The organism is Pantoea sp. USMM079, from assembly GCF_037153115.1.
GTDB lineage: Bacteria > Pseudomonadota > Gammaproteobacteria > Enterobacterales > Enterobacteriaceae > Pantoea > Pantoea communis.
In genome coordinates, this window is sequence record NZ_JBBCKX010000001.1 from 700,409 (window position 1) to 721,831 (window position 21,423).

A 21,423-nucleotide genomic window follows, 5' to 3' on the forward strand; every position below is an offset into this window, starting at 1 on the left:
TTATCCGTTAGAGCGGAGTTGCGGATACCGACGGAAGATGGCGATACACCAGAACAACGCAACCAGTCCAATTAACCCCCCCACGTTACCCACATCCGACATTTTAATATGCAGGCTGACCTGGTTACCCAACAGGGCACCCGCACCAATCCCGATGTTATAAATACCTGAGAACAATGACATCGCCACATCGGTGGCATCCGGTGCCAGTGACAGCACACGAACCTGCATCGCCAGGCCGATCATCATCATTGCCATGCCCCAGAAAATGCACAGCAGCGAAATGGCTGCAGGGCGCACGGCGGCAAACAGCAACAGCCCCATACTCAAGGTGATGATGCCAATCGCGGCGAGTAACATCGCTGAGGGGAATTTGTTGCCCAGCGTACTGAACAGCACGCTGCCGATAATCCCGGCTGAACCGAACAGCAACAGCAGTAAGGTCGTGAAGTTCTCATCCGCATTCGCGACCACCTGCATAAAGGGTTCGATGTAGCTGTATGCGGTGTAGTGCGCGGTGACCACCAGCGTCACCAGAATATACATTGCCACCAGCGCCGGACGGCGGAACAGCATCGGTACGCTACTCAGTGAGCCAGTGTGCTCGCTCGGCAGACGTGGCAGTATCCGCACCAGCAAAATTAGCAGCACCAACGCTGACAAGCCGATCATGCCGAAAGTGGTGCGCCAGCCGAGGTATTGCCCAACGATTCGGCCAATGGGCACGCCCAACACCATCGCCAATGCCGTACCGGTTGCCAGCATACTCAACGCCTGGGTTTTTTTGCCAGCCGGTGCAACACGAATCGCGAGTGAAGCAGTAATCGACCAGAATACCGCGTGCGCCAGTGCGATGCCGATGCGCGAAATCACCAGCGAGGTGAAATCCCATGCCACGGACGAAAGCACATGGCTGGCGATAAACAGAATGAACAACACCGACAGCAGCAGACGGCGTTCTATATTCCGCGTCAGTAGCATTAACGGCAGGGATAACAGCGCAACGACCCATGCATAAATGGTCAGCATAATACCGACATCAGCGGTCTTCATGGCGTAGCTCGCCGCTATATCCGATAACAGGCCAACAGGTACAAATTCAGTGGTATTAAAGACAAAGGCGGCAATCGCCAGCAGCACAACGCGTAGCCAGGCTGTTTTACGTGAGACGGTAGTTGGTTGCATGGGGTTCAAATCGATCTGACAGCGAGTGAGGGGGCGAAACGAGCCCGGTTAAGTGACCTGCATCACAAATTGGGGCTATTGTGGAGCATTAGTGAGCGGATGAAAACCATGAGTACCGTTTTTATTCCTGATTATTTTTTATCGCTAAAGGTCGTGGTAATAGCCTGAGGTTATTATCCATTCTTGCTTTTTGTCTCAGGGAGGCATGGCGGGTAAGAACAACCAGGGCGTAACGCTTTACGATCCAGTGATGACCAAGTCGGCTGTTTCTGTATTAGAACGATGTGACAGCCGTACTTAACATAACCCTGTAAGCGCTACGCCATTGTCAGACCAGCATTATCAGAGTTGCACCATATGTTTTAGCGCCACGCTATGCTGAGTGGTCAGGCTTTTTTTTACCGCCACCGGGCAACAATGCTCGCATCCCATCGCATTGGAATAGAATTTACGGGCTTGTTGAATGGCGGCCGTGGCGGTGTAGAAAGTGCCGAGAAAGCGCCGTGCACCATCGGAAGGGAGGAACGGGCAGCCTGTTGCATGTACCACATGGTTGTCGTTATAGCCTGCATGCTTATCGACGTAATAATAGAGTTGCATCTAACGTCCTCATTGCTGTGAAAAAAGAAAATCTAACTATTGTTGGAATAAAATGGATTATAGCGACGAATTGTCGTTTTGTTTTAAGTGGGACTATTTGAAAGCGCGATTCTGACGGCTTAAGCGAGAAGCGGGGCGCAGCGGCCCCGTCGTTTAGATGAAAGGTATTACAGTTTTCGGCACTGTAAACGCCAGCCGACGAACAAGGCCAGCAACAGCAACACACTGATGAACAGCGTCACGCCCGTCCAGCCATAGATGTGCCAGAACACACCGCCTAACGTGCCCGCCACGCTGGAACCCACGTAGTAGCTGAATAAATAAAGTGACGATGCCTGGCCTTTGGCGCGGCGTGCGCGTGGACCAATCCAACCGCTGGCAACGGAGTGCGCGGCAAAAAAGCCCGCCGTAAATAGCATCATACCGGGCAGTATCAGCCAGAGTGAATCAAAGGCGGTGAGCAACAACCCAGCCAGCATAATGGCGGTGGCGCCAATCATTACCGGACCACGGCCAAAGCGGCTGGTCATCGCGCCTGCTTTAGGAGAACTCCACGAGCCGGTCAGATAAACCACCGACAGCAGACCCACCACCGCCTGGCTTAGCGACCAGGGTGCGCTCAACAAACGGTAGCCAATGTAATTAAACAGCGTCACAAACGCGCCCATCAGCAGGAAACCTTCTGCAAACAGGAACGGCAAACCCTTGTCGCGCCAGTGCAGGCGGAAATTGATAAATAAACTGCGCGGTCGCAACGAAGCGGGACGGAAATGACGTGATGCCGGCAGAATCTTCCAGAACATCAGTGCGCCTGCTAGCGAGAAGCAACCGATCACCCCAATGGCTACACGCCATGAGAAGAAATCGGTCAGCACCCCGGTGAGCAAGCGTCCGCTCATGCCGCCAATAGAATTTCCGCTGATGTACAGCCCCATCGAGAAGGCAATAACGCGGGGATGAATCTCTTCACTTAAATAAGTCATCCCGACCGCTGCCACACCGCTGAGAGACAACCCAATCAGTGCACGCATCATCAAAATGCCTTGCCAACTGGTCATGGTGGCCGAAATCAACGTGCATATGGCGGCGAGCATTAAGGCAGTGACCATCACCGACTTACGCCCGATGGCATCGGATAGCGGGCCGGTCACCAGCAAGCCCAGCGCCATCAAACCCGTTGAGAGTGACAATGAAATACTGCTCTCAGCGGGAGAGACGCCAAACTGCTGTGACAGCACGGGCAAAATTGGCTGCACACAATACAGCAGCGCGAAGGTGGCCAATCCAGCGGAGAATAATGCCAGCGTGACGCGCATAAACTGCGGCGATCCACGTTCAATCCATTCGGAGGAGGCTACGGTTGAAGCAGGCTTAACGGACAACTCGTCTTCACGGATTGTCACTGCCTGGGAAGAGCGACTCACGGAATATCCTTAGATGAGAAACGGTCTGATTACTGTAGGAAAATGGGAATAGGTTGTACAATATATTAATAATCTCAAATGAGACGTTTAAAGTATGAATATTGAGTTGCGCCATCTACGGTATTTCATCGCCGTTGCGGAAGAGCTGCACTTTGGCCGCGCGGCACAGCGGCTAAATATCTCCCAACCGCCGCTCAGCCAACAGATTCAGCAGCTGGAGCAGGAGATTGGCGCACAGCTGTTTACCCGCACTAATCGCAGCGTGCAGATCACACCTGCCGGTCAGTTGTTTTTACAGGATGCGCGCGTCATTCTGCTGCAGGTTGAACAAGCCGCCAGTAGGGCAGCGCGTGTGCACAGTGGACAGGAAGGCGAGCTGCGTATTGGTTTCACCTCTTCCGCACCCTTCACCGGTCTGGTCTCGGACGCGCTTTATCAATTTCGTCAGCGTTGGCCGGAAGTGCACATTTCAATGCAGGAAAATAACACGCGCCAGCAGCTGGCACCGTTGCATGAGGGTCGGCTGGATTTGGGCGTGATGCGCAACACGCCGCTGCCGAGCGATTTACAGCATCGGGTGCTGCTGCGTGAACCGTTGTGTGCGCTGGTGCATTGGGCACATCCGCTAGCGGATGCCGAATCGATCTCTATTCAGGCACTGGCCAACGAGCCCTTTGTGTTTTTTGATCCACAGGGGGGTACCGCGCTGTACGGAGAAACACTGGCGCTGCTGCACCGTTATCAAATCAAACCCTTTATTACCCAGGAAGTGGGCGAAGCGATGACGATTCTCGGCCTGGTCGCCACCGGGTTGGGTGTGTCCATTTTGCCAGCCTCTTTTCGGCGTGCGCGACTGGCGGATGTGGTGTGGATTCCTTTGCAGGAGCACGATGCCATTTCTGAAGTCTGGCTGGTCTGGTCAGCCACGCGGCAACCCACTGCGCAAATGCGCAATATGATGCAGTTGATGATGCGGAATGCCGAAATTTGAATCGTCTGGTGAGTAATGGCCCGATCTTTATGTGCGATAAATCACATTTCTAATCAAATATTTGACGCTGCCTGCCAATCTGCATCACCATAGCTGCTGTTTATTTAGAAGCGCGAAAATATCCGGGAGCAGGGCGTGAATCTGGACAGTCAGCCTGGCCACATTGACCAAATAAAACAGACCAACGCAGGCGTGGTTTACCGACTGATTGACCTTTACGGCCCGATTTCGCGTATTGAGCTTTCTAAACGTGCCCAGCTGGCACCCGCCAGCATCACCAAAATTGTGCGTGAAATGCTGGATGCGCATCTGGTGCAGGAAACCGAGTTCCAGGATCCAGGCAGCCGTGGCCGTCCGGCCATTGGTTTGATTCTTGATACCCTCGCCTGGCACTATCTTGCCATCCGTATTCAACCCGGACAGATCACGTTAACGCTGCGCGATCTGAGCAGCCGTGCTTTGCAGGAAGATCGACTGCCACTGCCTGCCAGCGCTGACCAGCCGCTGCTGCAAACGCTGCAGCAAATGGTTAATGACTTCTTCGTCCGCCATCAGAACAAACTTGAGCGTCTTACCGCGATTGCCATCACCTTACCCGGTTTAATTAACGCGGCATCGGGTGTGGTGCATCGCATGCCGGGCTATGACGTGCAGGAAATGCCGTTAGGTGAAACACTTTCCTCGCTTACGGGGTTACCGGTATTTGTGCAACATGACATCTCCGCCTGGACGCTGGCCGAAGCGCTGTTCGGTGCTTCGCGCGGTGCGCAGGATGTGATTCAAATAGTGATTGATGAAACGGTTGGTGCGGGTGTGATCAGCGGGGGCCAGCTTTTGCACAAACGAGGTCGTGCGCTGGTAGAAATTGGGCATACGCAGATCGATCCTTACGGCCAGCAGTGTTATTGCGGTAATCATGGCTGTCTGGAAACTGTGGCCAGCACAGGCAGTTTATTGCAGCTGGCGGCCCAGCGTTTATCTTCGCAACCCGACAGTTTGCTGCATCGGGAACCGCTAACCATCGCCAGTTTATGCGCAGCCGCGCAGCAGGGCGATCGACTGGCGCGTGATGTGATTGCCGGTGTCGGCCACCACATTGGTCGCATGTTGGCAATGATGGTGAATATCTTCAATCCCCAACAAATCCTGATTGGTTCTCCGCTTAATCAAGCCGCTGAGGTGCTGTTTCCTGCCGTTAGCAGCACCATTCGTCAGCAGGCGTTACCCGCATACAGTCATGAGATCCAACTTGCCCCTACCAGCTTTAGCGATCCTGGCACTTTTGGTGCCGCCGCGCTGATCAAAGACTCACTTTATAGCGGCCATTTGCTGGTAAAACTGTTGCAAGGCTAATCACTGCTCGCCTTAAGTTTGCGCTAACGCAATCTGCCATCCGAGACATTTCCTTAAACTGCCTTCTTCGCAGGTTACACATCGCTTCAACGAAGGAGGAATAAGGTGAAAACAATCTTTGTCACCGGTACCGACACCGCGGTGGGTAAAACCGTCGTGTCACGCGCGCTGCTGCAGTGTTTCGCCAAAGCGGGTCTCTGTGCAGCAGGCTACAAACCTGTTGCTAAAAGTGCACAGCACACGCCAGACGGATTGCGTAATAAAGATGCTTTGCTGCTGCAGCAGGCATCGGGTCTTGAACTGCCTTACCAGGCGGTGAATCCCATCACCCTGGAAGAAGATGAAATCAGCACCAGCGCATCCGTGCGAATGGATTATTCGTTGCTGAGCCGCAGCCTTGAGCAGTTACAAAGCCGCGCCGCGCGGGTGGTGGTGGAGGGAACTGGCGGCTGGCGCAGTCTGATGAATGATCTGCAGCCGTTGTCCAGTTGGGTTCAACAGGAACAACTGCCGGTCGTCATGGTGGTGGGCATTAAGGAAGGTTGCATTAGCCATGCTTTACTGACTGCTAATGCCATCGTGGGTGATGGGCTGCCTTTAGCAGGTTGGGTCGCCAACCGTATTAATCCGGGATTAGCACATTACGCTGAAATCATTGATGTTCTGCGTGAAAAGCTAGGCGCACCGCTGCTGGGTGAGTTGCCTTATCTGCCGCGTGCCGAGCAGCGTGAGCTGAGTGGTTATCTGGACATTTCCCTGCTGGATGAGGCATTAATGCACGTTGATAGTGCACAGCCTGCGGCATGATGAAACGAAGTGATGCAAATAATCGGTGGCTGAATCTAAGGTTTCGGGTTCAGCATCCGAGATCGCTCTGCTTAAATCAGCTTATAATCATGCGGTTATAAATTTTTTCCTCAATGTGAGCGCCAATGGCGTGAATCATGCATCAGCCATGCTGATGAATATTCTGCCGGAGCACACACATGTCGCACTCCCCTAAAGGTTTATTGTATGGGCTTGATGCCCGTATTGGTCCTGTTCCCGCCTTTTTCGCTGCGTTGCAGCACGTCCTTGCCAGCGTGGTAGGGATCATTACGCCGCCACTGATTATTGGCTCAATCCTCGGATTGCAGACTTACATTCCGTATCTGATCAGCATGTCTTTGCTGGTTTCCGGTTTAGGGACATTTCTGCAGGCGCGTCGCTTTATGGGGATTGGGGCGGGCATGATTTGCCTGCAAGGCACCAGCTTTGCTTTTCTCGGCGTCATCTTATCTGGCGGTTTGATGGTGAAAGCGCAGGGCGGTTCACCGGAAGCAGTCATGGCGATGATCATGGGCTGTAACTTTGTGGCCGCGTTTATCCCGATGCTAATCAGCCGCTGTGTGGTGCCGCTGCGGAAAGTGCTGACGCCCGTGGTGACCGGCACGGTGATTACCTTGATCGGTATCAGCCTGATTAAAGTCAGCATCACCGATTGGGCAGGCGGTCATAACGCCGCTGACTTTGGCGCTCCGGGGAATCTGGCGCTGGGCGCGCTGACGCTGCTGGTGATCATTGTGCTCAACCGTTCCCAAAATCGCTGGATGCGCCTTGTTGCGGTGGTGGCAGGTATCGCCGTGGGTTGTCTGGCTGCGGCACTGACCGGCCATCTGCCCATTAAACCGATGGCCTCCAGCCACTGGTTGGTTTTGCCTTCATTTTTCCGCTTTGGTTTCGATTTTAGCTGGAGCATTTTCGTGCCGATTGCGCTGGTGTCGGTGATTTGCGTGATTGAGGCGGTAGGGGATTTGACGGCGAATTGCCTGATCTCACAGCAACCGATTGAGGGCGAGGGGTTCCAGCGTCGTTTGCAGGGCGGCATTCTGGCTGATGGGATTAGCTGCTTGTTTGCCGCGATGTTTTCGGCATTCCCTAATACTACCTTTGCGCAGAATAACGGTGTGATTCAGATGACCGGCGTGGCCAGCCGTTATGTTGGCATGGTGATTGGTGTGATGCTGTTGCTGTTAGGGGTGTTTCCGGTGATCGGCAATGTGCTGCAGCAAATCCCTGCGCCGGTACTTGGCGGCGCCACACTGGTGATGTTTGGCAGTGTGGTGGCGGCAGGCATTCGGGTGATGACGCAATCCCCGTTGGGACGCCGTGAGATGTTGATCGTCGCGGTGTCATTTGGCATTGGCTTGGGTGTGGAAGCGGTTCCCGAGGTGTTGAAGCAGTTGCCACCATTAGTGAGTAATTTGTTTGGTCATGCGGTGACCACGGGCGGCATTCTGGCGATGCTGTTGAATATCGTGCTGCCATCGGAGCGGGGTGATGAGCGAATTATCGGTGCGGTAGAGGAAAATCACTGATTTTGCGTGAGGAGAGTTGGGGATCTAAACCACTGGCTGTGAGTCGGTACGTACGTTGGAAGAGGTGGGGATCTAAACCGTTGTCTGTGAGCCCGTGCATACGTCGGAAGAGGCGGCAGATCGTAAAGACGCCGTAAACCATCCCTGGGGCTCGGCCCGCGCCATCCCTGGCGCAGGACGCTTTACTCCTCTGCCGCCTCTTCCAACGTTTTAGCTGTTGTGCGGTTTGTCTGGATTCGGGCTGCTGTGCGATTTGCCATGAGATTCGGCCAATGTGCGGTTTGACTTTGAAATTGTGCGTGCGCTGGGATAGGTGGGGATCTACACCACTGGTTGTGAGTCGGTGCGTACGTCGGAAGAGGCGGCAGATCGTAAAGACGCCATTAACCATCACTGGGGCTCGGCCCGCGCCATCCCTGGCGCAGGACGCTTTACTCCTCTGCCGCCTCTTCCAACGTTTCAGCTGTCGTGTGGTTTGTCTGGATTTAGGCTGCCGTGCGTCTTGTTAAGGATTCAGTCTGCGGCGCGTACGTCCTGAGCTGAGATAATCCGCGATATAGTCTTGCGAAATCTCACCGCTGTAGCGTCCTTCCTCGTCCACGATCGGCATCCAGACGGTGTTGTGTTCATACAGCTTGGATAGCACCACGCGCAGATTTTCTTCGGCCTTACCGGTCACTTTGAAGGTGTGCAGCATCTCCTCGCAGCGTCCGGCGGCATTACGTGCTTCGCGACGTTTCACAAATCCCAGCGGCTTGCCATCACTATCTACCACGGTGACCGATCGCATATCGTTGTCATCCATGGTGGCGAACGCTTCCTGCAATGGCGTGCTGCGCTGCACGGTGATAGTTGGCTGTTGATCGGTGACGTCGCCCGCCTGCACCAGCAGCAGGCGTTTCAGCGTGCGGTCCTGTCCAACAAAAGAGCCGACAAAATCATTGGCCGGTTTTGCCAACAGCTCGTCGGGGCTGGCGCACTGTACGATTTTGCCCTGTCCAAACACCGCGATGCGGTCACCCAGTTTGAGTGCTTCATCGATGTCATGGCTTACCAGCATTACGGTTTTCTTCAACTGGCGCTGCATTTCGAGAAACTCATTCTGAATCACTTCACGGTTGATTGGGTCGACAGCACCAAAAGGTTCGTCCATCAGCAGCACCGGTGGATCAGCCGCCAGCGCGCGGATCACGCCGATACGCTGCTGCTGACCACCGGACATTTCTCGTGGATAGCGATGCAGGAATTTGCTGGGATCGAGCGCCACCATGCTCATCAACTCGGTAGCACGTTCGCGGCAGCGCTTCTTATCCCAGCCTAGCATGCGCGGTACTACGGTAATGTTTTCTTCGATGGTCATGTTGGGGAATAGACCAATCTGCTGAATCACGTAGCCAATATTGCGGCGCAGCGTCACGGTATCTTGTCCGCTGGTGTCTTCACCGTTGATCAAAATTTTTCCGCTGCTGGCTGGGATCAGACGGTTGATCATTTTCAGCGTGGTGGTTTTGCCACAGCCGGAAGGGCCGAGCAGCACGCACATCTCTCCGGCAGGGACTTCCAGGCTGACGTTATCTACGGCGTTAAAGGCGGTGCCGTTTTTTTGTGTAAAGGTTTTCGTCAGGTTTTCCAGTTTTATCATTATCGAATCCCCTTAGGAGTCAGCGCCGACTGCAAACGGTGCAGTAGCCAATCAAGCACAATCGCTAATAAACAAATCATTAGTGCACCGGCAATCAGCATGCGCACATCACTGCCGCTGATACCATCCAGCAGCTGTAAACCCAATCCACCTGCGCCGATGACTGCGGCAATCGCCATCACGCCAACGTTCATGACCACCGCAGTGCGGATACCGCCGAAGATCACCGGCAGCGCCATCGGAATCTCCACCCAGCGCAGGCGCTGCCAAAAAGTCATGCCTATGCCGCGACCGGCTTCACGCAGCCCTGGCGACAGGTTTTCCAGTGCGGTATGGGTGTTACGCACAATCGGCAGCAGGGAGTAAAGGAACACCGCGCAGATGGCAGGCAATGCACCAATACCCTGACCGATCATGGAAAACAGCGGAATCATCAGACCAAACAGCGCGATGGTCGGAATGGTCAGTACGATGGTGGCGATACCGAGCACCGGCGTCGCCAGCCATTTGAAGCGCACAATCAAAATGCCCAATGGCACGCCAACAATGATGGCGAATCCCACTGCAACCAGCACCAGCCAGGTATGCTGCCAGGTTAAGGCCATCAGGGTGTGCCAGTTACTCATGATGTAATGCAAAGTCTCCATGACGCCTCCTTACAGCATGTTTTTCGATTGCAGGAAATCACGCGCCACCTGCTGCGGTGACTGATGATCGATATCAACACGTTTGTTCATCTCAGTGATCGCTTCGTCGGTGATCAGCGGTGAGAGTTGATTGAGGGCCGCATCCAGTCCCGGATGGCTTTTCAACACATCCTGACGTACGACTGGCGTGACGTTGTAACTCGGGAAGAAGTGTTTATCATCTTCCAAGACCTTGAGTTCAAAACCTTTTACTCGGCCATCGGTGGTATAAATCAAGCCCGCATCGACAAAACCATCACGTACCGCGTTGTACACCAATCCCGGATCCATCTGGCGAATCTGCGGGCGATCCAGCGGCATGTCGTAGGCTTTCTGCAACGGCTTCAGGCCATCGGAACGGCCGGAGAACTCTAAGTCGAGCCCGAGTTTCCAGTTGTGGTCGGGGTCGGTTTTGCGCACCTGTTCCAGTTTGGCAACCAGCTGTGACATGGTGCTGATGCCTTCTTTATCGGCGCGTGCACGCTGCATGGCAAATGCATAAGTGTTGTTCATTGGCGCGGGATCGAGCCACACCAGGCCCAGTTTGGCATCGAGCTGTTTAACGGTTTTATAAGCCTCTTCAGATGACATCGGTTTGTTGATGTGGTTGAAGATGATCAGCGAGGTACCGGTGTACTCCCAGGTCATATCGATTTGCTTGTTGATCATCGCATTACGACCAATCGTGGTGGCGATATTGGTTTTAGGGACCACCTGAAAACCTTTCTTTTGCAGCCAGAGCACGGTCATGGCAGACAAAATATGCTGTTCGGTAAAGCTCTTGGTTGCCATCACAATCGGCGTGGCCGCAGCGGCGGTTTGGCTGATGGCCAGTGTGGCGGCCAGTGCCAGCGCGGTGTGTTTCACCCAGCGCGTTAAGTTATGCGTTTTACCCATCACTTAGCTCCTTGTGTTAAGCCGCAGAGTGCGGGCTGAGGAAACGACCCAATGCTGCCAGCAGCAGATCGAGGATCAGCGCAAACAGGGCGGTGGCCACGGCGCCGAGGATCAGCGTAGGGAAGTCATTGAGGTAAATGCCGGGGAAAATCAGTTCGCCAAAACTGCTGGCACCAATCAGGAAGGCCAGCGGTGCCGTACCGACATTGATGGCGGTCGCAATGCGCACACCCGCCAGAATCACTGGCAAGGCATTGGGAATTTCTACCTGACGTAACCGCTGGAATTTGGTCATGCCGATGCCGTTGGCGGCTTCAATCAGTGACGGCGGCACCGCGCTTAATCCGGAATAGGTATTACGCACGATAGGTAGCAATGAGGCGAGGAACAGGGCGATTAACGCAGGGCGATCGCCAATGCCGACAATGACCATGGCCAGTGCGAGAACAGCCAGCGGCGGCAAGGTATTCCCGACGTTAAAGATCTGCATCACATATTCAGCCCAGCGACGAGCAAACGGGCGGCTGAGCAAAACCCCGCTCGGAATGCCAATCAGCAGGGCGAAAAACATTGACCAAAACACTAAAAACAGATGCTGCTGACCCAGATAAATTAAGTCCTCTTGCCGGTCGCGCAGCGTATTCAACCCGATTCCCCAAACCAGCAGGGCAATCACCGCGACGATGGCCAGTAGTGCCAGCCCGGCTCTACTAACGAGCGATGCATTTTGCATGCGAGAGTCTCCCTGATTCGACAAATTGTTCGATCTTGTTATGTCATTTCACGGTTGAGGACGTAGTGGAGAACAAACCACATACGAAAATCCTTCACGCTAATAAATTGCAGATAAAATGACTGTTAGATAGTGCTTTTCCAGTGAATAACTGGAAAGTGCTGTTAAAAGCTATAGCAATGCTTAGCGTATTGCGCCAGTTTTCACGGCAAAATCAGACAGATAGAAGGGCGGTTAAAACCTTCTTAACCCGCATGAAATAAGGCATCATCTGACAATAAAAAAAATTCATCGAATTGTGTGACGTTGTCACACAAAGGGCGCACGCAGAGGAAACTCGTCTGATGGAAAATCAGCTAGCCTTGAGAGAAAAAAGGGAGACGTATGACTGAAACTGCAGAATTGAACACGGAACATCGCCACTGGATCCTTATCGCCTGCATGCTCGCCATGTTTATGGCCGCGATTGAAGTCACCATTGTGGCGACCGCGATGCCGACCATTATTGCTGAACTCGGCGGTTTCTCGCAGTTTGGCTGGGTCTTCTCTATCTATTTGCTGACTCAGGCGGTGAGCGTGCCACTGTATGGTCGGCTTGCTGATATGTGGGGGCGTAAACGACTCTTTTTCATTGGCGTCTCGCTGTTCCTGATCGGTTCGGTATTGTGCGGTTTTGCGCATACCATGACGTGGTTAATTCTGTTTCGCGCGTTTCAGGGACTGGGTGCAGGCGCGATTATGCCGCTCACCAGCACCATTGTGGCCGACATCTACTCCCCGCGCGAACGTGCCCACGTGCAAGGCTGGCTCTCCAGCGTCTGGGGTGTCGCGGCTATTATTGGGCCACTGAGTGGTGCCTGGCTGGTTCAGCACTTTAACTGGTCGGTGATTTTCTGGGTGAACGTGCCGATCGGTCTGTTTTCCATGCTGCTGTTAGCGCGTTTCTTACCGGCGCGTGAGCATCACAAAGGGGCAACACTGAATCTTACCGGCAGCTGCTGGCTGATGATTTGCGTTACGGCACTGTTAGTGGCGCTGTTGCAGGCGGATGCCCTTGGTTACTGGTTACTGGCATTCCTGTTATTGGCACTGCTGGCGGGCTGGCAATTAAAACAGCATGAACAGCGTGCTGAAGCACCGCTGTTTCCTCTCGCCATCTGGCGCAGCCGTCTAATTCTGGCAGGCAATGCCGGTAATCTGATCATTGGTGCCACCATGATGGGCATCAGCGCGTTTCTGCCAACCTGGATTCAGGGTATTACTGGCGGTACACCGCTGCAGGCGGGGAGTGCGTTGGCGATGATGTCGATTGGTTGGCCGTTAGCCAGCACGCTGAGTGGTCGATTGATGTTAGTCACGTCCTATCGCTTTACCGCGCAGCTGGGAGCCTTGTTATTGATTGCGGGTAGCGCGCTACTGCTGCTATTGCGTACCGACAGTTCAATCATGCAAGCGGGGCTGACTGCTTTTGTCATCGGCACCGGCATGGGCATGACCAGCACCACCTTCCTGGTGTCGGTGCAAAACCATGCGCACTACGACATTCGTGGCATTTGCACCGCGTCAATTATGTTTAGCCGCATGCTGGGTTCAGCGATTGGTACTGCGCTGATGGGCGCGGTACTGAACTTCAATCTTGCGCAGCGTCTGCCACAGGCCAGTGATCCGATGCAGCAAATCATGTCACATGAAAGCCGTCAGTCACTGTCCGAAGCGACGTTGCATCAGTGGACCGGACAGATCGCTGCTTCGCTGCATTGGGTGTTTGTGGTGGCGTTAGTGATTGCGATGCTAACGTTGTGGATTGCGTGGTTGATGCCGCGTCAGCGGCCAGAGGCAGAATAGAAAAGGGCGGCCATCAGCCGCCCTTTCAGTATTACTGCGCGGGAGCATCCTGTGAACTGCCTGCGCTGGCCGGGACATTGCTTTCACTGTCTCGACCGTTTTTCTTATACACGATTTTCTGGCTGTCATTTTCGCAGTGACCCACTACCTGGCCGCCCGCTTGATCGGCCTGATCGTTAGGCACGATATCCAGCGTAAAGTCCGATTCGGCCACGCCGTTACTGACGATCTTCTTACTGATATCCGCTTTAACGGTTTCACAGGAAGCCTGCGCCAGCATCGGCAACGCCAGCATTGCCATCAACATCACTGCATTACGTTTTTTCATCACACTCTCCTTGGTTCTGAATTCCCTTGAAAACTATAGCAGCAACAGCGAATTAAGGGGCGACCGTACGGCCGGTACGACGATCAAGGCAGCGCAGAGTGTTCGGTTCCCAATACGCATTGACGTTATAGCTCTTCTCGCAGCTATCGCGGGTGTCGAAAGCTTTATCGGTTTTATCGAACTCTTTCTCGACGCGCGTGTTGACCTTATTGCGCAGATTCTTCGTGTCGTTCCACTGTTCTTTGCTTTGACGCGCGGCTTCGTTGCTGGAAGCACTGTTGCCGTTCTCAATGATCAGGCGGTCAGTTTGGGCCGATGCCAGCGGTGCAGTCAGCAGCGCGCCGCAGGTTAACGTCACAGTCAGCAGGAGAGAAAACAGGTTTTTCATTGTGATTTCCTTTAGTTAACACCAGCACAGCCAGAAACCCGGCTGTCACAACCATGAGGGCTAGTATATCATCGCTGCAACTTTGCTCACCAGCGGTGAGCCTTTTGTTTAGGCGAGAGAGAGATTTTCTATGCTGGTGAAAACCACTTTACTGTTTTTTTTGACTGCGATTGCCGAAATTGTTGGCTGTTTCCTGCCGTGGTTGTGGCTGAAGAAGGGAATGACCGCGTGGCTTTTACTGCCTGCAGCGGCGAGTCTGGTGTTGTTTGTCTGGTTGCTGACGCTGCATCCGGCAGCAAGCGGCCGGGTATACGCGGCTTACGGGGGTGTCTATGTGGTGACGGCGCTGATTTGGCTGCGCGTGGTGGATGGCGTCAAGCTCAGTACATGGGATTGGATTGGCGCGCTTGTAGCGTTTAGCGGCATGTTAATTATTGTTGCCGGTTGGGGCCGGGCGTAAGCGATGGGCGCAACCTGTGCGCCCGTGACAATATTCAGCCTTTATGCACTTTCAGACCCGCAAGCGTCTGGGAGACCGGCATGATTTCCAGCGTATTGATATTGACGTGTTTAGGCAGTGTCGTGACCCAATACACCGCTTCAGTGACATCTTCCGCTGTCAGCGCGGTGGTGCCTTCGTAAACGGCATCCGCACGCCCATCATCGCCTTTGAAGCGCACATTAGAAAACTCGGTGCCACCCACTAAGCCCGGCTCGATATCGGTGACGCGCAGCGCGGTACCGTGCAGATCGGTACGCAGATTGAGGCTGAACTGGCGCACGAATGCTTTGGTCGCACCATAGACGTTGCCGCCCTGATAAGGCCAGCTGCCCGCGATGGAGCCGATGTTTACGATGTGACCGACATTGCGCTCCACCATGGCGGGCAGCACGGCACGCGTCATATACACCAACCCTTTGTTGTTGGTGTCGATCATGTTTTCCCAGTCTTCAATATTGGCTTTATGCGCGGGCTCGATCCCTAATGCCAGACCGGCATTATTCACCAGCACGTCGATTTCACGCCACTCTGCGGGCAGCGCAGCGATAGCTTCATCGATAGCGGCGCGATTACGCACATCCAACTGAACGGTATAAAGGTTGGCACCCAACTCATCTTTCAGCTCTTTCAGACGCTCTGCGCGGCGTCCGCTGGCAATCACTTTATGACCATTAGCGATGAAGCGACGGGTGATGCTTTCACCAAAACCGGCGGTGGCGCCAGTGACAAAAATAATCATCTCACTGTTCCTTAAACAATTGTACGTCAATGTTAACCAATTGATTTTAAATTTAAAAACCAACAATGAAACTCTACGAATTATGGGCGGGGGAAGCGAGATCATTTTGTGAGTGCCTGGTTGAGCAAATTAACCCGGCTGTAATCAGCTCTCCAATCCATAAACCGTATACATCATAAACCATCTATGCAGGCTCATGGTCTTTGTGCGTTGCGATAAATGTGGGATTAGCCGCTGTGGAGGGCATTAAACCTGCGCAACAATCTGGCTTTGAGGAGGGCGGAGGCACGGGCACAGCGCTGCGTAACGTGGGTCAATTCATGCTAACAGGTTGCATGCTTTGGTTGATTCAAGACATGCTGCTGCTTTTATGACTCACCGAGCCTGACGTGTGCTATCTGGCTGGCGGTGAGAGGTATTCAATTCATAACCGGATTCGGCCTGCTGTTTGCTCAGCGTTGCGAACGAAAGCGAACCTGGCATCGCGGTTTATCACCACGATACCAGGCGCGTGTTTTGGCTCCGTGAATCAGAAAGAACTCCAGTTATCCTCCGGGGAGCTTCCCGCTGTAGCCAGCGCTGTACGCGATTTTAGCGGTGAGAGAACCGGCTTTTTCACGTGACTTTCTGATTTCGGTGTCATGGCATCAGCGCTCTCCATCAATTTAAACGTGCTGACCAGTTCTGCCATTACGGCGGCCTGCTCGGACATGGACTGGGCTGCACTGGCTGACTCTTCAACCAACGCCGCATTCTGCTGCGTGGTGGTGTCAATTTGCCCCATCGCGATATTGATTTGACCAATACCATCGCTTTGCTCGCGGCTGGCATGGGCAATTTCTTCAATCAGCTGCGTCATATTGTGGATATCAGACACAATACTGGTCATTCCCTGATCGGCTTTCACAACCAGCTCCCTGCCTGACGTCACGCGTGCAACCGTGTCATCAATCAGTGTTTTGATCTCGCGCGCGGCACCCGCGCTGCGCTGCGCCAGACTGCGCACTTCACTGGCAACCACCGCGAAGCCTCTGCCTGATTCTCCCGCTCGCGCAGCCTCAACAGCGGCATTCAGTGCCAAAATATTGGTCTGGAAAGCAATGCCGTCAATCACCTTAATAATTTCGGACATTTTCTGCGAATCGTTCGAGATTTCCTGTATGCGTGTCGAAACATCGTTCATTACGGCACCGTTGTCTCTGACCGCGGAGGCCACGCCACTGACAAACTGGCGCGCCTGCTCAGTATTACTGGCGGTATTGCTCAGCGTTGAAGTCAGCTCTTCTAACGTGGCGGCCGTTTCCTCCAGGCTTGCTGCCTGTTCATCGGTACGAGAGGCCAGATCATTGTTGCCTCCACTGATTTCACTGGAAGCAAGCGCGATGTTGTTGGCACCTTCACGCACGCGGAGCAGCACGCCCGAGAGTTTTTCAACAAAGCGGTTGAATGCCGCTGATATCTGCGCCAGCTCATCGCCGCCACGCACTTCCAGGCGACGCGTCAGATCACCTTCCCCTGAAGCAACGTCTTCCAGGGCGTCGCGTAAAATGGCGAGGCGACGCAACTGCTGGTTGAACACCAGCCCGGCAATCAGCGCGGTAATAATCAGGCTCACCAGGGTGATGAGGATGCTTTCCCGCTGTAATGTTGTCAGCGATGCCGTCACTTCATCACGATCAACGGCAATCACCAGTGACCACGGCGTCCCTTTTACCGGAGAGGCGTAAACGAACTGCTGTTCACCGCCGATGGTCAGTTCAGCATGCCCACCCTGACTGGCCAGATTTTGGATAACTTTGAGGTCGAGTGAAGGTGACAACTCAGTGACCGGCTTGAGAATAAGGTCAGACTTCGGCGCGGCAATCAATTTACCGCTGCTGTCCACCAGGAATGCAAAACTCTTCTCCAGTGGATGAATCGCATTCACCGTATTGGAGACGGTATCCAGGTGCAGATCGCTGCCGATCACACCCAATGTTTTTCCGTTATCGACAATCGGCTGAGCAAAAGTAATGGTCAGCTTGCCGGTTGAGGCATCAACATAGGGGTCCAGCAACACCGGATGGCCAGCTTTTACCGTTTCCAGATACCACGGACGCTGGCTGCCATCATAGGTGGCTGGCATAGGATGGACGAACACATGGGAATGAGGCTCAGGATAGACGATGTAGGCATCATCAAACTCGCCAGCTTCGATCGCCGCACGCAGAAAAGGGACCGCATCGTCATGACGACCAAAAGCCGTTTTGATCGAACCGGTGATACGTTGTTTCTCTGCCGCCCAGCCAGCCAGTTCCGCCGCATGAACGCGGGAGAGCTGGCCAATGTGCTCATCAATGCTTTCAAGTGTCTTTCCACGCACGGTGGTGTAGGTAAAAGTGGCAAGTGCGATAAGGGATACTGCCGTGATGACCACGCTGATAGCGATTAAACGCGAGCGTATTGTTTTAAACATGTTTGACCTTCCACCCAACTGGATCACATTAGAGGTTTGTTTTTTCCAGAATGCGTCCTGCGTCACTGAAAATACGGAATACGTTCTCTGTTATCGGTAATCCCATCTAAAACTGTAGGGAACCGATTGCGCGGTGGAAGAGTATTAAGGCACTAAAAAGGGAAGGGAGTCAGCGCGCCCGTCGTCCTGATAAAGAGAAACGGGCACACTATACTTAACGAAGCGAGCGCTCAAATGCACTCGCTGATACCGCTTAACTTAACGCGACGAGGGACAGCTGATGCGAGTCGGTATAACGGTCAGTGGCCAATGGCATCGCGTCCTCATCAACCTGGAACTGCGTCACCGACTGCTGCAAATTCACCACCTGCTGTTGCAGTGAGCTGGCAGCGGTTGCCACTTCAGCCACCAGTGAGGCATTCTGTTGTGTTACACCATCCATCTGCTGGATAGCGATGTTGATCTGCGAGATGCCGCGCGTCTGCTCGCCGGAAGCCAGCATCACTTCATCCATGATATCGACCACTTTTTTCACATCGAGCATCACTTCATTCATGGTGACGCCAGCATCTTTAACCAGTCCTGAACCCTGCTCAATATTGCTGAGCGAGTCATTAATCATCAGGCCAATTTCCTTCGCGGCGGTGGCGCTGCGCTGAGCCAGCACCCGAACTTCCGAAGCGACCACCGCAAAACCGCGTCCCGCTTCACCGGCGCGCGCGGCTTCTACCGCAGCGTTCAGGGCCAGCAGGTTGGTCTGGAAGGCAATGCCGTCAATCACACCGACGATGTCGCCGATTTTTGCCGAGCTTTTCTCAATGGAACTCATGGTGGTGACCACTTCAGACACCACTTTTGCACCACGCGAAGCAGAATCTGAAGCCTTCTGCGACAATGCGTTAGCTTTGCGCGTGTTGTCCTCATTGTTTTTCACTGTCGCCATAATCTGCTCCATACTGGATGCCGTCTCATCCAGCGAGGCCGCCTGTTGCTCAGTACGGCTGGAAAGATCGATATTACCGGTGGCGATCTCTTCTACGCCGGAGCCGATTGCATCGGTGCCACTGCGGACCATCAGCACCATGTTTGCCAGGCCATCGCGCATACGCTGTACCGCGGCAAACAATTGCGCAATTTCATTTTTACCGGAGATATCAATGCGCGCACGTAAGTCACCTTCGGCGATGCGATCAAACACGTTGATCACATGATTGAGCGGCTTAACGATAAGATTGGTCATCACCGACCAGGCCAGCGCGGCCAACACCAGCGCACAGGCGATACAAAAGTACAGCGTAAACGCCATATGCTGAACCCGGTCGCTGGAGTCACTGTAGGCAACATCAATACTTTTAATTTTAAAGGCCACCAGCGCTTTAGAAGCTTTATCAAAGGCACCGTATAACGCCGTTGATTTCCCTGCACGCTGGCGATACTCATCCAGTTTGCCTGCTTCGAGCGCGGCGAAGGCCGGATCGATAAATTCCTTCATCAGCGCATCGCGCGTTGTAGCCATTTCAGCCGCAATTGGCTTCTCTGCGGAGGATTGTGGATATTTCAGGTATTCCTGCCATTTCGCACTGGCGTTATCTATTTTACCTCTGGCGCGCTCAAGCGCGACTTTGGCTTTTTCGGCATCGCCACTGCCCACCAGTGATTCATATAAACGCAAATCCAGTCGTCCGCGTAATAAAAGTTCTGAGCTTTCATTGAGCGCTACCAGGCCCGGCAAAACTTCGGTATCAACGGTGGCAAAGGATTTGTTACCGGACTGCACGGCAAATAACCCTAAAATACCGACGAACAGCAATAATGCTGTTAATGAAAAAACCATGATGCTGAGGGCGGTGCGGATCTTTATTCTATGAAACATAACTATTCCCTGAGAACGTTTAATTGAAAAAGATGAAGGCGTAGTAACAATGATTTTTTATTAAAAGGGGAAGTCATGAGTGTGACTTCCCGTCAACAGGCGGATTTAACCCAAATACTAAGGCTTAGCGGTCTCGGCTAAGAAGGTCTGCAGTTTTTTATTATAAAACTTTGCTTGCATCATGGTGCCATGGCCGCTGGTTTCAGCACTGGCCGGAATAAGCAGTAACTCCGCTGTCTTTATCTTGGGCAATTCACTCTGCAAAATGCCGGTTTCAACCGGATTACGTTCATCATCTGCTGAATTAATGATCAGCATTGGTGCGGTAATTCGGTTCAATCCAGGCATGGCATTATAATTTGCCGACGAACCCCAGATATAAATGAAATCGTTGGCATCCGCGGTGACAGGCGCAGCAAGACGTGCATCCACCAGTTTATCCGCCAGCGCGCGCGTCGGAGCTTTATGTTGATAAGCGAGCGTACCGCCGATGGTGGCAATACTGAACATGATATTGGCGGTTTTAAGCGTAGGGGGTTGCTGTTGATAGTTGCCTTCAGCCCAGGCAGGATCGCCTTTGATCGATTCAATCAGCATGCGGCGAAGCATCCAGTTGCGTCCGGATAACTCATTCGGCTGCGACGCCATCGGGACCAGTGCATCCATCATGGCGGGATATTTTTCACCCCACAGCCACGTCTGCATCCCGCCCATGGAATAGCCCATCACGAGGCGTAAATGCGAAATGCCCAAACCTTCTTTAATCAGCCGATATTGTGCTGTCACCATATCGTCGTAATCGTAATGCGGGAAGGCCATTCTCAAGCCATCAGAAGGTTTGGATGATTTTCCTGAACCAATGCCTTCCGGGATGATAATAAAATACTTGCTGGCATCCAGCGCCTGTCCCGGGCCAAATAACTCCCCGGCAAATCCCGGTGCCAGTAAGGCACTCAGAGGTTGATTGGTTCCGTGCAGTAATAATACCGCTGGTTTATTCTTATCACCTAAAGTAATGTAGTGAATGCGCACATCTTTTAATTTTTCACCGCTATTAAAGCTAAATTCTTTTGCGATCCAGTCAGCTTCTGTCGGCGTGGGTAATGAACTGGCTGCGTGCGTTAAGGGTGATACAGTTAACAGAATGGCACTGGCCACTCCTGATATCATGCGATTAAACATAAACGTCGCTCTTAAGTGATGATATTCCCTGGAAGGCTGATATTAGTTTTAATAAAGATGAATCCCAATTAATATCAACGGGGTTCAAGGAAAAGCAGACAATAATCTTCTTTTTTGAGTTTTAACGAGACGATTTTTATGCGGTTTTTCTTATGCTAATACATCCGCATGCCATGACGATGTTTAACATTTCTGTATTAATTCTCTTATTTCATCTGTCTCATCGTATTCCCTCTCATTTGT

Annotated in this window: 19 protein-coding genes; 6 read left to right on the forward strand and 13 right to left on the reverse strand. The window is 53.1% G+C overall.

Annotated elements, in window-relative coordinates:
* The 3 genes from WFP70_RS03350 to WFP70_RS03360 all read right to left on the reverse strand — a co-directional run bounded on the left by WFP70_RS03350 (window position 1) and on the right by WFP70_RS03360 (window position 3,209).
* Window positions 1–1,185 carry a sugar transporter gene (locus WFP70_RS03350; protein WP_337022592.1) on the reverse strand — a complete coding sequence of 395 codons (1,185 nt, stop codon included), beginning with the start codon at window positions 1,183–1,185 and terminating at the stop codon, window positions 1–3.
* A gap of 342 nt (window positions 1,186–1,527) precedes the next feature.
* Window positions 1,528–1,785: a hypothetical protein gene (locus WFP70_RS03355; protein ID WP_034831174.1), complete on the reverse strand. Its 258-nt coding sequence runs from the start codon at window positions 1,783–1,785 to the stop codon at window positions 1,528–1,530.
* Window positions 1,786–1,952: 167 nt separating this feature from the next.
* Entirely contained in the window at window positions 1,953–3,209 is a 1,257-nt protein-coding gene (locus WFP70_RS03360) for an MFS transporter (protein ID WP_337022593.1), read from the reverse strand.
* 94 nt (window positions 3,210–3,303) lie between these two features.
* Between WFP70_RS03360 and WFP70_RS03365 the strand changes: the two genes are divergently transcribed.
* The 4 genes from WFP70_RS03365 (at window position 3,304) to WFP70_RS03380 (ending at window position 7,910) form a co-directional block, all read left to right on the forward strand.
* On the forward strand, window positions 3,304–4,200 hold the full coding sequence (locus WFP70_RS03365; RefSeq protein WP_337022594.1) for a LysR family transcriptional regulator: 897 nt from the start codon (window positions 3,304–3,306) through the stop codon (window positions 4,198–4,200).
* 135 nt (window positions 4,201–4,335) lie between these two features.
* The gene (gene mlc / locus WFP70_RS03370) at window positions 4,336–5,553 is read left to right on the forward strand and encodes a sugar metabolism global transcriptional regulator Mlc (protein WP_058960488.1); all 1,218 of its coding nucleotides are present in this window, start codon (window positions 4,336–4,338) and stop codon (window positions 5,551–5,553) included.
* Window positions 5,554–5,658: 105 nt separating this feature from the next.
* Window positions 5,659–6,360, forward strand: coding sequence for a dethiobiotin synthase (bioD, locus tag WFP70_RS03375; RefSeq protein WP_337022595.1), 702 nt, complete (start codon window positions 5,659–5,661; stop codon window positions 6,358–6,360).
* 179 nt (window positions 6,361–6,539) lie between these two features.
* A complete protein-coding gene (locus WFP70_RS03380) occupies window positions 6,540–7,910 on the forward strand; it encodes a nucleobase:cation symporter-2 family protein (RefSeq protein WP_337022596.1) in 1,371 nt (456 codons plus the stop codon).
* Between the two features lie 505 nt (window positions 7,911–8,415).
* Here the strand turns inward: WFP70_RS03380 and osmV are convergent.
* The 4 genes from osmV to osmY are packed head-to-tail and all read right to left on the reverse strand — an operon-like array spanning window position 8,416 to window position 11,868.
* Window positions 8,416–9,552 (reverse strand): osmoprotectant ABC transporter ATP-binding protein OsmV, encoded by a 1,137-nt coding sequence (gene osmV, locus WFP70_RS03385; RefSeq protein WP_337022597.1) that lies wholly within the window; start codon window positions 9,550–9,552, stop codon window positions 8,416–8,418.
* Entirely contained in the window at window positions 9,552–10,199 is a 648-nt protein-coding gene (osmW, locus tag WFP70_RS03390) for an osmoprotectant ABC transporter permease OsmW (RefSeq protein ID WP_034823432.1), read from the reverse strand. Before osmW ends, osmV begins: the two co-directional genes overlap by 1 nt.
* 9 nt (window positions 10,200–10,208) lie before the next feature.
* On the reverse strand, window positions 10,209–11,135 hold the full coding sequence (locus tag WFP70_RS03395; protein ID WP_337022598.1) for a glycine betaine ABC transporter substrate-binding protein: 927 nt from the start codon (window positions 11,133–11,135) through the stop codon (window positions 10,209–10,211).
* A 16-nt stretch (window positions 11,136–11,151) separates the two neighbouring features.
* The gene (gene osmY, locus WFP70_RS03400) at window positions 11,152–11,868 is read right to left on the reverse strand and encodes an osmoprotectant ABC transporter permease OsmY (protein ID WP_034823434.1); all 717 of its coding nucleotides are present in this window, start codon (window positions 11,866–11,868) and stop codon (window positions 11,152–11,154) included.
* A gap of 384 nt (window positions 11,869–12,252) precedes the next feature.
* On the opposite strand from osmY, the gene WFP70_RS03405 reads away from it, so the two are divergent.
* Window positions 12,253–13,713 carry an MDR family MFS transporter gene (locus WFP70_RS03405; protein ID WP_166936665.1) on the forward strand — a complete coding sequence of 487 codons (1,461 nt, stop codon included), beginning with the start codon at window positions 12,253–12,255 and terminating at the stop codon, window positions 13,711–13,713.
* Between the two features lie 31 nt (window positions 13,714–13,744).
* On the opposite strand, the gene WFP70_RS03410 is transcribed toward WFP70_RS03405, so the two are convergent.
* Window positions 13,745–14,041 carry a DUF1161 domain-containing protein gene (locus WFP70_RS03410; protein WP_034823436.1) on the reverse strand — a complete coding sequence of 99 codons (297 nt, stop codon included), beginning with the start codon at window positions 14,039–14,041 and terminating at the stop codon, window positions 13,745–13,747.
* A gap of 52 nt (window positions 14,042–14,093) precedes the next feature.
* Window positions 14,094–14,429, reverse strand: a complete 336-nt coding sequence (locus tag WFP70_RS03415; RefSeq protein WP_045833376.1) for a DUF1283 family protein — start codon at window positions 14,427–14,429, stop codon at window positions 14,094–14,096.
* Between the two features lie 130 nt (window positions 14,430–14,559).
* Here WFP70_RS03415 and WFP70_RS03420 point away from each other — a divergent pair, with 130 nt between their 5' ends.
* The gene (locus tag WFP70_RS03420) at window positions 14,560–14,889 is read left to right on the forward strand and encodes a YnfA family protein (protein WP_337022599.1); all 330 of its coding nucleotides are present in this window, start codon (window positions 14,560–14,562) and stop codon (window positions 14,887–14,889) included.
* 34 nt (window positions 14,890–14,923) lie between these two features.
* On the opposite strand, the gene ydfG is transcribed toward WFP70_RS03420, so the two are convergent.
* The 4 genes from ydfG to WFP70_RS03440 all read right to left on the reverse strand — a co-directional run bounded on the left by ydfG (window position 14,924) and on the right by WFP70_RS03440 (window position 21,180).
* Window positions 14,924–15,670 (reverse strand): bifunctional NADP-dependent 3-hydroxy acid dehydrogenase/3-hydroxypropionate dehydrogenase YdfG, encoded by a 747-nt coding sequence (ydfG, locus tag WFP70_RS03425; RefSeq protein WP_034823438.1) that lies wholly within the window; start codon window positions 15,668–15,670, stop codon window positions 14,924–14,926.
* Between the two features lie 529 nt (window positions 15,671–16,199).
* On the reverse strand, window positions 16,200–18,125 hold the full coding sequence (locus WFP70_RS03430; protein WP_337022600.1) for a methyl-accepting chemotaxis protein: 1,926 nt from the start codon (window positions 18,123–18,125) through the stop codon (window positions 16,200–16,202).
* Window positions 18,126–18,378: 253 nt separating this feature from the next.
* Window positions 18,379–19,998: a methyl-accepting chemotaxis protein gene (locus WFP70_RS03435; RefSeq protein WP_337022601.1), complete on the reverse strand. Its 1,620-nt coding sequence runs from the start codon at window positions 19,996–19,998 to the stop codon at window positions 18,379–18,381.
* A 117-nt stretch (window positions 19,999–20,115) separates the two neighbouring features.
* Window positions 20,116–21,180 (reverse strand): alpha/beta fold hydrolase, encoded by a 1,065-nt coding sequence (locus tag WFP70_RS03440; protein WP_337022602.1) that lies wholly within the window; start codon window positions 21,178–21,180, stop codon window positions 20,116–20,118.
* Window positions 21,181–21,423: the final 243 nt, after the last annotated feature.